Origin of the sequence: Candidatus Poriferisodalis sp., from assembly GCF_965262965.1 — a bacterium.
In the GTDB taxonomy this organism is placed as follows: domain Bacteria; phylum Actinomycetota; class Acidimicrobiia; order Acidimicrobiales; family Poriferisodalaceae; genus Poriferisodalis.
The window spans coordinates 2,808,041-2,821,204 of the sequence record NZ_OZ253573.1 but is presented as its reverse complement, the minus strand read 5'-3'; the positions used below and the strand labels follow the sequence as shown (position 1 = coordinate 2,821,204).

The following is a 13,164-nucleotide window of genomic DNA, read 5'->3' as shown; positions in this document are numbered from 1 at the left end:
GATGCCGTATTCGTAGGAAGCGACGGCATTCAGCTGGCTCTCGGACGGTAGGCTCATGAGCGTAAGCTCCTCTTGGCCTCTCGGCGAAGCTGCTAGGGGCAGACCTTGGGGGGGCGACACCGTGTATGGTGCCGCCCCCCGACTTCTCCTACGAACTTTGCGCCGAAGCGCCCTCGACCAGGTGGCCTTGGGCAGGTACCGCATCTGCTTGCGAAATCCTCAATGCCGGTGTCGCGGCCAAATCGTCATCGCCGTACACCATTCGCAACGCGAGATCCGCCATTTGCAACCACTGTTTCTGCTCAGATGCAGAAAACGGTCCATCCGTCGGCAGTTTCGACCACAGTCCCCTCAGAAGAGGGTCCGTGGGTCCGATCACCTCAACTGCCGCCAGCCGACCATGCATGGACTGCTCGTTCTCGGCAACTTCATCATCGTTCGGTGGAGTTTGTGGTGTTTCCTGAGGCCCGAGTCCGCTAGCAGGTCGCACCAAACGATTCCTGCCCGCTCGGAAGAACCCCGCATAGGTAGCGGAGCGCTGCAAGACCTGTCGCGCCTTGGCAATCGATTTTTCGGTGACTCCGAGTGACCGGAGTTCTGCCTCAAGACCCGTGTCGGGAGGAAGCAGCTTCTCACAAAATATGTCGTATACCTGCCGGTAGAGCGGAACATGCAGAAACGCGTCCACTGCTGCACCGTCTTGCTGTTCGGGGTCGACGATTGCTGCCCCGAGCTCCGTCAACGAAATCGTCTTGGCGCGACGCTGAACCAAGTTGAACATGCGCGCGGCCGAGATGGTGGATCGGAACTTGCTGCTCGCGACGGTGGTACCGAGCCATGCCGCGAGTTGCGCCAGCTCACACTCACGTCCGGCGTTGGCGTGGATCGCACGCGCAGCTTCGACGGCCTCATCAAGCGCTACATAGGGGAACGCAACCGTGGAACGCCTCGCTCGATCCTCCGTACTGGAATCTTCGGCTGGCTCGTCGCCGGTCGCTACCGAAAAATCAGACATTTGGCATCTCTTTGTGAGGCCGATCCCGCCTGTGACTTCAGCAGGATGCGTATTGCTGTGCATTGTCTACCAATGAATCAGACAGAAAGCAACACTGTTTGCAGTGCCATGTCCTATCGGCGCTTGCGGGAAGACGCCAAGTGCGCGAGGCCAGCGTGAAATTCTGAAGGCGGTCGTGCCGCTAGTGCGTGGCGCTGGGAGTGGCGCCGGCCATCAGCAGGCCGATCTGCTCACGGGTGGTCGCGACGGGATCGACCACCGCGACGATGCGCCCTTCGTACATCACCGCGACGCGGTCGCTGAGGGCCATCACCTCGTCGAGTTCGGCGGAGACCAGCAGCACGCCGGTGCCGCCGTCGCTTCTCTCGCGGATGCGGCGCCAGATGAACTCGATCGCGCCGATGTCGATGCCGCGCGTCGGCTGGGCGGCAATGAGCAGGTCGATGTCGTCGGAGAACTCGCGGCCCACGATGAGCTTCTGCTTGTTTCCGCCCGAGAGGCTGTCCGCAGGCGTGTGCACGCTCGGGGTGCGCACATCGAACGTCGTGACGACATCTTGGGCATGCGCCTCAATACGGTCGCGGCGCAGCATCCCCGCTGCCGCGAACGGCCGGCGGAAGTAGCGGTTCAGCACCGAGTTGTCCGACACCGAGTAGCTGCCGATGAGGCCGTGCTTGGCGCGATCCTCGGGGATGTGGCCGACACCGATGACGGCGACACGCCGCGGCCGCGCACCCGAGGTGTCCTGCCCGCTGATCGTCACGCTGCCGCCGGTGATGTGGCGCAGGCCAGTGACGGCCTCCACCAGCTCGCGCTGACCGTTGCCCTCCACCCCGGCTACACCGACGATCTCGCCCGCTCGCACTGCGAGGGTCAGCTCATCGACAGCACGCTGGCCGCGGTCGTCGTCGGCGCACAAGCCGCGGATGTCAAGCACGACCGGCCGTGCGTCGTCAGACGGCTCGTCATACGGCGATTGCGTCCCAGCAGATTCGGATTCTGGCATCACTGCGGCCGTCGCGATCGGGCCTGCGACCGCGACGGCTCCCGACTGGATGCGATCGCCGCTCAGGTCGACCTCGCGGCCGACCATCATTTCGGCCAGCGCGGCCTCGCTGGTCTGCGACGGCGTGGTGGCACCGACGACACGGCCGTTGCGCAGAACGACAATGTCGTCAGCCGCTGCCATCACCTCACGCAGCTTGTGGGTGATGAACACGATGCCGACGCCATCAGCGGTCAGGCTGCGCAGCACGTCGAGCAGGTGATCGGTTTCTTGGGGGGTCAACACGGCGGTTGGCTCATCAGCGATCAGCACACGTGCATCGCGGTACAGCGCCTTGAGGATCTCGACGCGCTGCTGCGCGCCCACCGGCAGGTCCTCCACCGCGGCGTCGGGTTCGACGTGAAGTCCGAATCTCTCGGACAGCTCCAGCACACGCCGCCGTGCCTGCGCGAGATCGAGCATGCCCAGCCGGTGCGGCTCGGCACCCAGCACGATGTTGCGAACGACACTCATCGGTGGCACGAGCTGGAAGTGCTGGTGCACCATCCCGACACCACGCGCAATGGCGTCATGAGGGCCCGCTAGCTGCACCGTTTCGTCGGCGATGACCACTTCGCCAGCATCGGGTCGGTGCAGCCCGAACAGCACGTTCACGAGGGTGCTCTTACCGGCGCCGTTCTCGCCCAGCAGTGCCAGGATGCGGCCAGGTCGCAGCTCGACCGACACGTCCTCATTCGCCACGACGGCACCAAATCGCTTGGTGATCTCTCGCCCGGCCAGCAGGACCTCGGGTTCGCGCTGCGACCGGGCCGTATCAGACCCAGGCTGCGCGGCAGCGGCATCGGACCCCGGCTGCGCGGCGTTTGCGGGAGATGAAGCCATCAGTGAACCTTGTAGGGCTGACCGAGCGCGGCGGGGTCGCGCATGTGCCCAAACAGGCCTGCAGCTGCCACCACGATGATCGTCACCACGAACGGCAGCATCCCCACAAACTGCGCCGGAATGTCGAAGGTGTCGTTCAGCTGAAACTGGTTCTGCAAGGCCGTGGTGAAGCCGAAGAACAGAGCCGCGGCATAGGCGCCGAGGGGTGTGCGGCGGCCGAAGATCATCACGGCAAGCGCCAAGAAGCCGCGACCGCCCGACATCGCACGGGTGAATGTGCCGACAGCCTCGAGGGCCAGGTATGCGCCGCCGAGACCGGCCAGCCCTCCCGCCAGCGTCACATTCAGATACCGCAGCCGGATCACGTCGACACCGACCGTGGCGGCTGCTCCGGGGTGTTCGCCGATGGCGGTGGTGCGCATCCCCCACACTGACCGCAGCAGCAGCACGTGCAGCACGACAACGAGAACGAGCGTGACGTAGGTGAGCGGCGGGCGGTTGAACAGCGCCCTGCCGACGACCGGCAGGTCGGCCAGCGGTCCGAGTTCGATCGCCTGGTACTTAAGCTGGCCGAGCGAGCGCCCGCGGTCGTAGAAGAACGACGTGAGGCCGAGCGCGGCGATGTTCAGCACCGTGCCGGCGATGATCTGGTCGGTGCGCAGGCCGATCGACATCGCGGCCAGCATCCAGCCCATTGCGAGCCCCGCGGCCACGCCAGCTACGACACCGGCGAACAGCGACCCGGCGATTGACGCCACCGTGAACGCGGCGAACGCCGACATCAGGAACTGCCCCTCGATCCCGATGTTCACGATTCCTGAGCGCTCGCCGAGCATCCCGCACATCGCTCCGAGCACCAGCAGCGTGGCCGCACGCACGGTCCCCGACAGCACAGCAGTGGTCTGCGGGCCGTTCCAGGCGTAGAAGCCCCACACGCAGACGACGACCGAAACGGCTCCCGCCACAGTCCAGATGCGCGCCCCACTCCAGCGCCGCCGCACAGCGGCCCCCGACGACGCCTCGATCGCCGTCATCGGCCCCAGCCTGCGCCGAGGGTGACACGGCGATCATCGGCGTCGCGGAACCGCATCAGCCAGCGCACAATCATCGGCGCAGCGACGAACAGCAGGATCAGCGCCTGGATGACGTCGATGATCTCCGGTGCGACACCCGACTCGAACTGCATTTTCGCCGCACCGGCTTCCATCACCCCCACCAGGAGTCCTGCCGGGATCACGGCTACCGGGTGGGTCCGCGCCAGAAGTGCGATGGTGATGCCCTCGAAGCCGAGGCCCACGTTCACGCCCGCTTCGAACCGCCCGTCCACACCGAGCGACTCGACAGCGCCGCCGAGGCCGGCCAACAGCCCCGACACCGCCATGACCGACGCCATGATCCACCCCACCGAGATGCCTGCGTACCGGGCAGCGTGACGGTTGGCCCCGACGCTGCGCACCTCGAAGCCGTAGGTCGTGCGCTCCAGCAGGAACCAGCACGCCACAGCGGCAACTACCGCCAGCAAGAACCCTGCAGGCATCCAGCCCCATGTTCCGATGACGGCCGAGTCCTCCACGAGCGGGGTGCGGGCGATGATGTTCGAACCCGACGTGTCCCGCCACGGATTCGCCGCCAGCCAATCGGTGAGATTGCCCGCGACGAAATTGAGCATGATCGTCACGATCACCTCATGCGCTCCCGAGGTGGCCTTCAGCACGCCCGCGATCGCGGCCCACGCTGCTCCCGCAGCGCCGCCGACGATCAGCGCCAGGGGCAGGTGAATCACCAGCGGCAGTCCGTCAATGCCAAAACCGACACCTGCCGCGAATGCCGCGCCCACCAGCAGCTGGCCCTGTCCGCCGATGTTGAACAGCCCCGCTTTGAAAGCAACCGCCACCGCCAAGCCGCCGAAGATGAGCGGTGTGGCCTTCTGCAACGTGCGCAGCACCGCATCGCCGTCACCCAGCCCGCCGAGGACGAGCGCGCCATAGGCACTGAGGACGGAATGGCCTTGCACAGTGATGAGCAACGCGCCCAGCACCAATCCGAGCACGACCGACGCCACGGGCACCGCTGCTGCGCTCAGCAGCGCCGAGCGGCCCGAGCGCTCAGGCGTGTCCGCGTCGGCGCCCCCGGAGGGCGCTGAGGTCACGCTCGAACTGTTCACAGAGGTGCGCCGGGTCGAACGGGACAATGCGTGGTGGGCTGCACCTGAATGAGGCCCCCTCCCGCGTTGTCCTCGCCGCTCGGCGTTCGATCAGGACGGCGGGTAGCCGGTGGCGATGCTGCCGTCGTTCAGTCCAACCAGCACCTCTTCGAGCGTTGCCCGCATGTCGTGGGTGACAACGTCGTCAAAGTCATGGAAGGGCGCCAGGCCCACGTCTCCGAGATAGTTGCCGCCGGGGAACTCACCGGCCTGCGCGGCTTCGATGAGTGCAGCCACACCTGGGGTGATGAGCTTCATGGCGCTGGTGACCAGGCACGGCTGGGCCTCGGGCACGGTGTTCCACTGGTCGGTGTCGACGCCGACGCAGAAGGCGCCGTCTGCGGAGGCAACCTCGATCAGCGCACCGTTGCCCGTGGCACCACCGGCGCCGAAGATGATGTCCGCACCCTGGTCCAGTACCTGACGGGCTGTTGACGCGCCCCAGTCGGGATCGCCAAAGGCCACGTCGAGGCCACCCGGGTGATACGTCGAGATCGTCTCCACGTCGGCATTGGTGTGGCGCGCCCCGTTCTCCCAGCCCTCCTTGAAGGCCACGACGGGCGGCACGAGGTCGGTGCCCAGCACCGCGCCCACGATGTTCGTCTCGGTAAGCATTCCGGCGAGCGCGCCCGCCAGGAAGCCTGACTTGTCCTCAGGGAAGATCAGCCCTGCGAGATTCGGCATCGCCTCGGGCTGGAACTGGTCGACGCCGATGAAGAACACGTCGGGGTTGGCCTGCGCAGCCGCAAGCGTCGCGTCCCCGAGACCGAAACCGACGGTGATGATGACGTCCACGCCATCCTCGAGGAACAGCCCGATGTTGTTCTCGTAGTCCTTGGCCTCTTCGGTCTCGATGTAGTTGACATCAGCACCGAGCGCGGCAGCTGCTTGCTGCGCGCCTTCCCATGCCGACTGGTTGAAGCTCTTGTCGTCGACCTTGCCGGTGTCGGTGACCAGGCCGATTCTGAACTCCGGCTCCGGCTCTGGCTCGTCGGCCGGTGGCGCCGTGGTAGCCGCTGCTGCCGCCGCGGTGGTCGAGGCGGGTTCGTCGCTGCTGGTGCATGCTGCGCCGAACAGCGCCAGTACAGCAATCAAAACAAACAGGCGCTTGGTGGCTCGGATCATGTGGAGACCTCAGAAATGGAATTTCGGGGCGACGACGGCGTTCCGCACGGGCACAGGCGTCACCAAACTTCGACGAGCTTGTCGCTGGGCCCACGCTAGTGCGCAACGGCGACCTCAACCGCCTGAGCAGTGCAGCGGCGGCTACTCCTGCACCAGCTCGACGAGCGTGCCCAGGTTGCCTTTCGGATGCACGAAGGCGACGGTGGTGCCGCGCGAGCCAGGACGGGGCTTTTCGTCGATCGGTCGAGCGCCGGCGGCGATCATTGCTGCCAATGCCTGCGCGCAGTCGTCCACCCGGTAGCCGACGTGGTGCAGGCCCTCGCCTCGACGCTCCAAGAACTTGGCGATCGGCGAGTCGGGCCGGGTGGCCGCAGTGAGCTGGATGTAGCTGTGGGCCACCTTGATCAGGGCTTCTTCGACACCGTCGGACTCGACGATCTCGCGGTGCGCAACCTCGGCCCCGAATGACTCGGCGTAATAGGCGACCGCGGCATCAAGGTCCTTCACGGCGATGGCGACATGGTCGATCTCGGTCAAGATCATCGGCTCGGCTCCTTGTTGTCGGCGGCTTCGGTTGTCAGCGGCTTCGGTTGTCAGCGGCTTCGGTTGTCAGCGGCTTCAGGCGTTGGCGGCTTCAAGCGACGCGGCATGGCGTGCGAACAGCGTGATCTTCTCTTCGCCGATCTGTTCGCGCTTGTCGGGATCGGTGATGCCCTGCCCGGGTCCGGACGCCAGGCACAGCACGCCGAGCTTGCCTTCGTGCAGGTTCCCGTGGACTTGCCACGCCGCAAGACCGGTCTCGTTCAGCGTGTACGTCTTGGACAGGGTCGGCTGGATGCGGCCCTGTCCGATGAGGCGGTTCATCGCCCATGCCTCGGCGTAGTTGGCGAAGTGGCTCGCCACGATCTGCTTGAGTCGCATCCACAGGTGCCGGTTGTCGTACTCGATCATGTAGCCGGTGGTCGCGGCACAGGTCACGATCTTGCCGCCGCGCTTGGCCACGAACACCGACGCGCCCATCGTGGAGCGGCCGGGATGCTCGAACACGATGTCGGGGTCGTCGCCGATGAGGCCCCGCACCGTCTTTCCGAGGCGGCGCCACTCGCGCTCGTCCTGGGTGTTCTCGTCGGCCCAGAAGCGGTAGCCGTCGGCGCTGCGGTCGATGACATGGTCGACGCCGAGCTGGTTCAGCAAATCGACCTTGTCGGGTGAGCTGACCACGCCGACCGGCACGCCGCCGCCGTTGAGCACGAGCTGGCAGGCATAGCCGCCGAGACCGCCTGAGGCGCCCCAGACGAGCACGGCGTCGCCTTGCTTCATGCGCGCCGCGTTGTCGCCGACCAGCATCCGGTATGACGTGGATGCGCACAGCGCATTCACGGCCGCTTCTTCCCAGCTGAGATGCGTCGGCTTGGGCATGAGCTGGTTGGCCTTCACTACTGAGAGATCAGCAAGACCGCCGAAGTTGCTCTCGAAGCCCCAGATCCGCTGGTTGGAGGCCATCATCGAATCTTCGTGGGCGGCCGGGTCCTGGTCGTCGACGTAGTTGCAGTGCACGACGACTCGGTCTCCGGGACGCCAGTTGCGCACCGCCGAGCCGACCTGGAGCACCACGCCCGACGCGTCGGAGCCCAGCACGTGGTAGTCGAGCGCGTGGCGGGCGCCCCAACGACTCTCGCGGCCGAGCCGGTCCAGGAAGCCGAACGTCGGCAGCGGTTCGAAGATCGAGCTCCACACGGTGTTGAAGTTGATCGAGCTGGCCATCACCGCCAGGTACACCTCGTCGGGCGCCAGCTCGGGCGTCGCGACCTCGCCGATGTGCATGGCTTCGCGAGGGTCCTTGTCGGCCGAGGCGCGGCCCTCGAACATCGTTTGCTCGTTGCGCAGTACGTGCGCCGCCCTGAAGCTCTCCGGGATCGGCATTGCCTCGAGATCGGAACCGGACGCACCGGCGTCGATGGCATCAGCGAACTGCTTCACGAGCCCGAACGCTAACGGTGCTTCATCTCACCGTTGACCACGAAGATGCAGCGAACCGCCGACTCCCGACATCGTCGGGACTGGCGATCCTGGCTGGCTCGAACGCCGGGGTCGCCGGGCGACCCAATCACCGGCAGCGGCACCGGCAGCGGGCACCGGCAGGGGTAGGGCCCGTTTCGTACACTCGCGCAGCACACAGCAGCGGGGCACGCCGGGGTGGCGGCACTGCGAGCCGGATCGAGGGGGCTGCAATGGCTGGTTCGATGATCGTGGGAGGGGCTCGGACTCCCATCGGAAAGTTCAACGGCGGGCTGGCCGGCATGACCGGCGCCCAGCTCGGCGGCGTGGCCATCAGCGGCGCACTCGACCGCGCAGGCGTCGGGGCGCAGACCGTCGACTACGTCGTGATGGGTCAGGTGCTCCAGGCCGGCCAGGGTCAGATCACCGCCCGCCAGGCCGCGACGCAGGCCGGCATCTCGATGGAGGTGCCCGCCATCACCATCAACAAGGTGTGCCTGTCGGGCCTCAATGCGATCTACATGGCCGACCAGATGATCGCTGCGGGCGACGCCGACGTCGTGGTTGCCGGCGGTATGGAGTCGATGACCAACGCGCCCTACTTGCTGCCCGACGGCCGCAACGGGATGCGCATGGGGCCGGGCACGGTGCTTGACGCGATGGTCCATGACGGGCTGTGGTGCGCGTTCGACGGCGGCCACATGGGCGACGGCACCGAGCGTGACGCCTCCGCGGCGGGCATCTCGCGAAGCGTGATGGATGCCTACTCGGCGCAGTCTCACGAGCGTGCCGCATCGGCTCAGAAGGAAGGCCGCTTCGAGGACGAGATCGTGGCGGTCACCGTTCCGGCTCGCCGCGGCGAGCCGCTCGTGGTGCTCGAAGACGAAGGCGTACGGCCCGGCACCACACCTGAGAGCCTCGGCGGCCTGCGACCGGCGTTCGCGGCCGACGGTGCCGTCACCGCCGGAAATGCGTCGCAGATCTCCGACGGCGGTTGCGCAGTGATCGTCATGTCGCCCGAAGCAGCCGCCAAGCACGGCGTCGAGCCGCTGGCCGAAGTTGTTTCCTACGGCATGGTTGCCGGACCTGACACCTGCCTGCTGCGCCAGCCGGCGAACGCCATCCGCCGGGCCCTGCAGCGCACCGATCTGGAGATCGGTGACCTTTCGCTCTTCGAGCTCAATGAGGCGTTTGCCGCGGTGGCGGTGGCCTCCACCGAGGATCTGGGAGTCTCGCCCGAGATCGTCAACCCGAACGGCGGCGCGGTGGCCCTCGGCCATCCGATCGGTATGTCAGGCGCCCGCTTGGCGCTCACACTGATTCACGAACTCCGTCGCCGCGGTGGCGGTGCAGGCGCTGCGGCACTGTGTGGCGGTGGGGGCCAAGGCGACGCCCTCATCTTGCGTACCGCATGAGCGGCACCCACAACGCAGACACCGACTCAGGCCGCCCAAGCGCGCGGCAACACCTCCGTCGCGACCGGCAGCGGCCATAACGCCGCGGAGACCGCGTCGTTGACCGCCTGCGCGTCCGCTGGCGGAACCTCCAGGTAGATCCGACTTGCGCCCAGCTGCTCAGTGAGCCGGGCGAACGGCGCTGCATCGGCGACGATGGCACCGACAACAGCGGGCGGTGCGCAGGCAATCGCCAGCAGGGCTCCACAAGGATCGACAAAGACCGCCGCGACGCCGCCCGACGCTGCACCAGCGCTCAGGCACAACGCGCGGGCGTGACACGGGCCGGCGACCAGCACCCGGTCGTCCGGCGAGGGCCGGAACACTGCCACCGGCAGATCCGGCTTGGCCCTCCGGTTGGCTGGCGGCACCGCCGCGGGCTCGCTGTGGGATCGGTGAGCATCGAATTCGGATTCGAAGGCAGCCATGGCACTCCTCGTGTCAGCAGGCCGCCCGGGAAGTGCCAACCGGACCGTAGGTCGCTCGCATCGAGAAATACCAGCGAATTTCTGGCTGTAGCGCCGTTACTCCACGAAATTGGGAGCAAGTGCAAGGAGCCGGCCGCTCGGCGGGCCAAATGACGCTCTACGGAGTCAGGGTGCGGCGGTTGCGGAGGGCTCGCTCGAGGGTGAGCTCGTCTGCGTATTCGAGGTCGCCGCCAACGGGGAGGCCGCTGGCGAGGCGGGACACCTGCACGCCGAGCGGTTCGAGCTGGCGAGCGAGATACATCGCCGTGGTGTCGCCTTCGATGTTGGGGTTGGTGCACACGATCAGCTCGGTCACCGATTCGCTGTCGAGGCGGGCGAGCAGCTCGCGAATCCGCAGCTGCTCCGGACCGATGCCCTCCAGCGGATTCAGCGCGCCGCCCAAGACGTGGTAGCGACCCCGGAAGCCCGCCTTCTCCATTGCCACGACATCGCGGGGCTCCTCGACCACGCACAGCATGCCGGTGCGTCGAGCGTCGTCGCAGCACAGCCCGCACGGATCGGACTCGGTGAGGTTCCAGCACTGGCTGCAGAATCCGACCCGGTCCTTCGCGGCGGTGATCGAAGCCGCCAGCTTGTGCGCATCAGCGGCAGGCTGCTTCAGCAGCCAGAACGCGATGCGCTGCGCGCTCTTGGGCCCCACACCGGGCAGACGGCTGAACTCATCGATGAGGTCTTCAACCGCGTCGTCGTACACGTCAGTCCTCGCTGGGGGACCCTGTTATGGGTCCCGGCTGTCGCACAAGGCTCTCAGGTTGCACCGTCGTCGAGGCGGACCACCACCGAGCCGGGGAATCGCTCGACGATGCGCTGCACCTTCGACTCGTGCTCCTCACCGGGCGGCAGGGGTTCGGGCGACGGGGGTTCGGGCGACGGGGGTTCGGGCGACGGGGGTTCGGGCGACGGGGGTTCGGGCGACGGGGGTTCGGGCGACGGGTCGTCGAAGACCGCTGCGGCCGCAGCAGGACCGCTTGACGTCCCCGCTCTCGGGGCTGCATCAGGCTCGGCAGCGATGGCGACATCCACCCGCATGTTCTGGTCGAACAGATCCGACAGCACCGCCTCGACTTCGTTGCGACGACGGTTGGCCTGGTCCAGCGGGACGCCATCGGGTAACTGCAGGCTCACCACATTGTGCTCGACCGACATCACCTCGACGTCGCGGAAGCAGCCCTGCGCCACAGGCTTCAAACGATCGACGACACCGCTGTGCCAGACCTGCTTCAACTCCGCAGGCGACATGGCCGGGGGCGCCGATCCGCCCGAAACGGACGCCGCCGATGCGGGGGCATCTGGTGCTGCGGCGGTCGGTTCTGGCGTTCGCGAGGCGGGAGGCGCCGGGACCGCGGCGGGGCGCTGCGGCGGCGCGGGAGGCGGCGGGACCACGGCCGAGGACTGAGGCGGCGCGGATGGCACCACAGTGGGAGGCGCCGGTGGAGCGGGCGGCGCAACCAGGCTCGCTGACGCTGGTGCAGGTTCATCGAGTTTCGGTGAGGGCGGCACGGCCGCCATCGCTGCTCGGGCCCCTGCCGGGCCGCCGTCTCCGACCGCGGGGCGCGATGCCCGTGCGGCTGGCGGTGACGAGTCCGGGGCTGCGCCCAGCATGTCGTCGGCCAGCAATCCCACGAGCGCTGCTTCGAGTGTGAGGCGTCGGTCGGCGGACTGGGGCATCTGCGCCAACGCAGCTCCCAGCGCTTCAAGGGCTCGCACATTTGCGCGCCGGCCCATGTCATCGCTGAGCCCGCGCAGGATCTCGATGTCGCTGGGCAGCACCTGATGCGGATCCACTCCAGCTCCGACGAGGAAGATGTCACGCAAGCGACGCGCCGTGCGTTCGGTCAAGTCCCGAGCGTCAACGCCGGCAGCCGTGGCGTCCGCGACCGCAATGAGCGTGGCGACCAGATCGCTGCCGGACAACGCTCGCACGAGCGCGTCGACGTCGGTGCGGTCATCGGGAATGCCACCCGCAGCCAGCACCGTGTCGAGTGCGGAGAGGGCATCGCGCACCGAGCCTTCGCCGCGCTCGACGACGTAGTTGACGATGTCGTCGTCGACTGTCGCGCCGGCGGCGTCTGCCACCGCGCGCACATGGGGCGCCATCTCGTGTGCGCCCACCAGCGACAGATCGAACTGCTGCGTGCGACTCCGGATGGTGGGAATCACCTTCTGCGGGTCGGTGGTGGCAAGGATGAACACCACGTGCGGCGGCGGTTCTTCAAGGGTCTTGAGCAGTGCGTTTGCCGCTGCGTTCGACAGCATGTGCACCTCGTCGAGCAGGTACACCTTGCGGCGCCCCGAGCTCACGAGCGCCGCCTTCTCGGTGATCTCGCGTATGTGGTTCACCGAGTTGTTCGACGCCGCATCGAGCTCGATGAGATCCATGGAGGTGCCGCCGGCGATAGCCGTGCAGCGATGGCACTCACCGCACGGCTCACCGTCTTCGCCCAACGCCTCGCAGTTGAGCGCCTTGGCCAAGATCCGGGCGGTCGAGGTCTTGCCCGTGCCGCGCGGGCCGCTCAGCAAGTACGCATGGCCCACGCGGTCCTCGCGCACGGCATTGCGCAAGGCCCGGACCAGGTGGCTCTGTCCGACCACCTCTGCGAACCGCTGAGGTCGGAACCTCCGGTAGAGCGACTGGTGCGGCATCTCGCGGCGATCCTAACGCTGCTGCCTCGGCGGCGAATTGGAGTTCCAAAACGGTGTGAATTTGGCCCCGTGCGCGGTTATGGTGCGCTCAGTGTCGTCGTCTGACGTGGCGGCCGGGTCCTGTGCAACGGCGACCCGTGAACCGAGTCAGGGCCGGGAGGCAGCAGCTCTCAGCGGAACCCGTCGTGTGCCGCAGATCGCCTGGCCGCCTCGTGAGACGACGACACTGCGGGTTCGCCTTGTCGAGCCCGCGCCTTGGAGAGTTGCCAGAGTGGACGAATGGGCTCGCTTGGAAAGCGTGTGAGGCTTTCATCGGCCTCCGTGGGTTCGAATCCCACACTCTCCGCCAC

General features: G+C 67.1%; 11 protein-coding genes, 1 tRNA gene and 1 other RNA gene. 3 read left to right on the top strand and 10 right to left on the bottom strand.

The genetic code is table 11. The features are described from left to right. Nucleotides 1-148 precede the first annotated feature (148 nt). From ACQY5K_RS13550 to ccrA, 7 genes are all read right to left on the bottom strand, one after another. On the bottom strand, nucleotides 149-1,078 hold the full coding sequence (locus tag ACQY5K_RS13550; RefSeq protein WP_428116165.1) for a hypothetical protein: 930 nt from the start codon (nucleotides 1,076-1,078) through the stop codon (nucleotides 149-151). A gap of 118 nt (nucleotides 1,079-1,196) precedes the next feature. Further along, the gene (locus ACQY5K_RS13545) at nucleotides 1,197-2,903 is read right to left on the bottom strand and encodes an ABC transporter ATP-binding protein (RefSeq protein ID WP_428116163.1); all 1,707 of its coding nucleotides are present in this window, start codon (nucleotides 2,901-2,903) and stop codon (nucleotides 1,197-1,199) included. After that, nucleotides 2,903-3,937 carry an ABC transporter permease gene (locus ACQY5K_RS13540; protein WP_428116160.1) on the bottom strand — a complete coding sequence of 345 codons (1,035 nt, stop codon included), beginning with the start codon at nucleotides 3,935-3,937 and terminating at the stop codon, nucleotides 2,903-2,905. The genes ACQY5K_RS13545 and ACQY5K_RS13540 overlap by 1 nt, the downstream gene beginning before the upstream one ends. Continuing rightward, nucleotides 3,934-5,052, bottom strand: coding sequence for an ABC transporter permease (locus ACQY5K_RS13535; RefSeq protein ID WP_428116157.1), 1,119 nt, complete (start codon nucleotides 5,050-5,052; stop codon nucleotides 3,934-3,936). Before ACQY5K_RS13535 ends, ACQY5K_RS13540 begins: the two co-directional genes overlap by 4 nt. Before the next feature lie 105 nt (nucleotides 5,053-5,157). Further along, a complete protein-coding gene (locus ACQY5K_RS13530; RefSeq protein WP_428116155.1) occupies nucleotides 5,158-6,231 on the bottom strand; it encodes a BMP family ABC transporter substrate-binding protein in 1,074 nt (357 codons plus the stop codon). Between the two features lie 141 nt (nucleotides 6,232-6,372). Next, on the bottom strand, nucleotides 6,373-6,774 hold the full coding sequence (gene mce, locus ACQY5K_RS13525) for a methylmalonyl-CoA epimerase (RefSeq protein WP_428116153.1): 402 nt from the start codon (nucleotides 6,772-6,774) through the stop codon (nucleotides 6,373-6,375). Between the two features lie 75 nt (nucleotides 6,775-6,849). Next, nucleotides 6,850-8,211: a crotonyl-CoA carboxylase/reductase gene (gene ccrA / locus ACQY5K_RS13520; protein ID WP_428116150.1), complete on the bottom strand. Its 1,362-nt coding sequence runs from the start codon at nucleotides 8,209-8,211 to the stop codon at nucleotides 6,850-6,852. A 251-nt stretch (nucleotides 8,212-8,462) separates the two neighbouring features. Between ccrA and ACQY5K_RS13515 the strand changes: the two genes are divergently transcribed. Further along, nucleotides 8,463-9,644, top strand: coding sequence for an acetyl-CoA C-acetyltransferase (locus tag ACQY5K_RS13515; protein WP_428116148.1), 1,182 nt, complete (start codon nucleotides 8,463-8,465; stop codon nucleotides 9,642-9,644). A 26-nt stretch (nucleotides 9,645-9,670) separates the two neighbouring features. Here ACQY5K_RS13515 and ACQY5K_RS13510 read toward each other — a convergent pair whose 3' ends face one another. The 3 genes from ACQY5K_RS13510 to dnaX form a co-directional block, all read right to left on the bottom strand. Further along, nucleotides 9,671-10,111, bottom strand: coding sequence for a hypothetical protein (locus ACQY5K_RS13510; RefSeq protein ID WP_428116145.1), 441 nt, complete (start codon nucleotides 10,109-10,111; stop codon nucleotides 9,671-9,673). Between the two features lie 157 nt (nucleotides 10,112-10,268). After that, nucleotides 10,269-10,865, bottom strand: coding sequence for a recombination mediator RecR (gene recR, locus ACQY5K_RS13505; protein ID WP_419923483.1), 597 nt, complete (start codon nucleotides 10,863-10,865; stop codon nucleotides 10,269-10,271). A gap of 53 nt (nucleotides 10,866-10,918) precedes the next feature. Continuing rightward, a complete protein-coding gene (gene dnaX / locus ACQY5K_RS13500) occupies nucleotides 10,919-12,814 on the bottom strand; it encodes a DNA polymerase III subunit gamma/tau (RefSeq protein ID WP_428116142.1) in 1,896 nt (631 codons plus the stop codon). 111 nt (nucleotides 12,815-12,925) lie between these two features. Here dnaX and ffs point away from each other — a divergent pair. Further along, nucleotides 12,926-13,024, top strand: an RNA gene (gene ffs / locus ACQY5K_RS13495) — signal recognition particle sRNA small type. 47 nt (nucleotides 13,025-13,071) lie between these two features. Then, nucleotides 13,072-13,163, top strand: a tRNA-Ser gene (locus ACQY5K_RS13490). Nucleotide 13,164 lies beyond the last annotated feature (1 nt).

What these genes read in the sequence shown, in the direction of transcription:
- ACQY5K_RS13530 (WP_428116155.1), bottom strand. Translation starts at nt 6,231, where the DNA reads ATGATCCGAGCCACCAAGCGCCTGTTTGTTTTGATTGCTGTACTGGCG.
- mce (WP_428116153.1), bottom strand. Translation starts at nt 6,774, where the DNA reads ATGATCTTGACCGAGATCGACCATGTCGCCATCGCCGTGAAGGACCTT.
- ACQY5K_RS13540 (WP_428116160.1), bottom strand. Translation starts at nt 3,937, where the DNA reads ATGACGGCGATCGAGGCGTCGTCGGGGGCCGCTGTGCGGCGGCGCTGG.
- dnaX (WP_428116142.1), bottom strand. Translation starts at nt 12,814, where the DNA reads ATGCCGCACCAGTCGCTCTACCGGAGGTTCCGACCTCAGCGGTTCGCA.
- ACQY5K_RS13545 (WP_428116163.1), bottom strand. Translation starts at nt 2,903, where the DNA reads ATGGCTTCATCTCCCGCAAACGCCGCGCAGCCGGGGTCCGATGCCGCT.
- ACQY5K_RS13550 (WP_428116165.1), bottom strand. Translation starts at nt 1,078, where the DNA reads ATGCACAGCAATACGCATCCTGCTGAAGTCACAGGCGGGATCGGCCTC.
- ACQY5K_RS13510 (WP_428116145.1), bottom strand. Translation starts at nt 10,111, where the DNA reads ATGGCTGCCTTCGAATCCGAATTCGATGCTCACCGATCCCACAGCGAG.
- ACQY5K_RS13515 (WP_428116148.1), top strand. Translation starts at nt 8,463, where the DNA reads ATGGCTGGTTCGATGATCGTGGGAGGGGCTCGGACTCCCATCGGAAAG.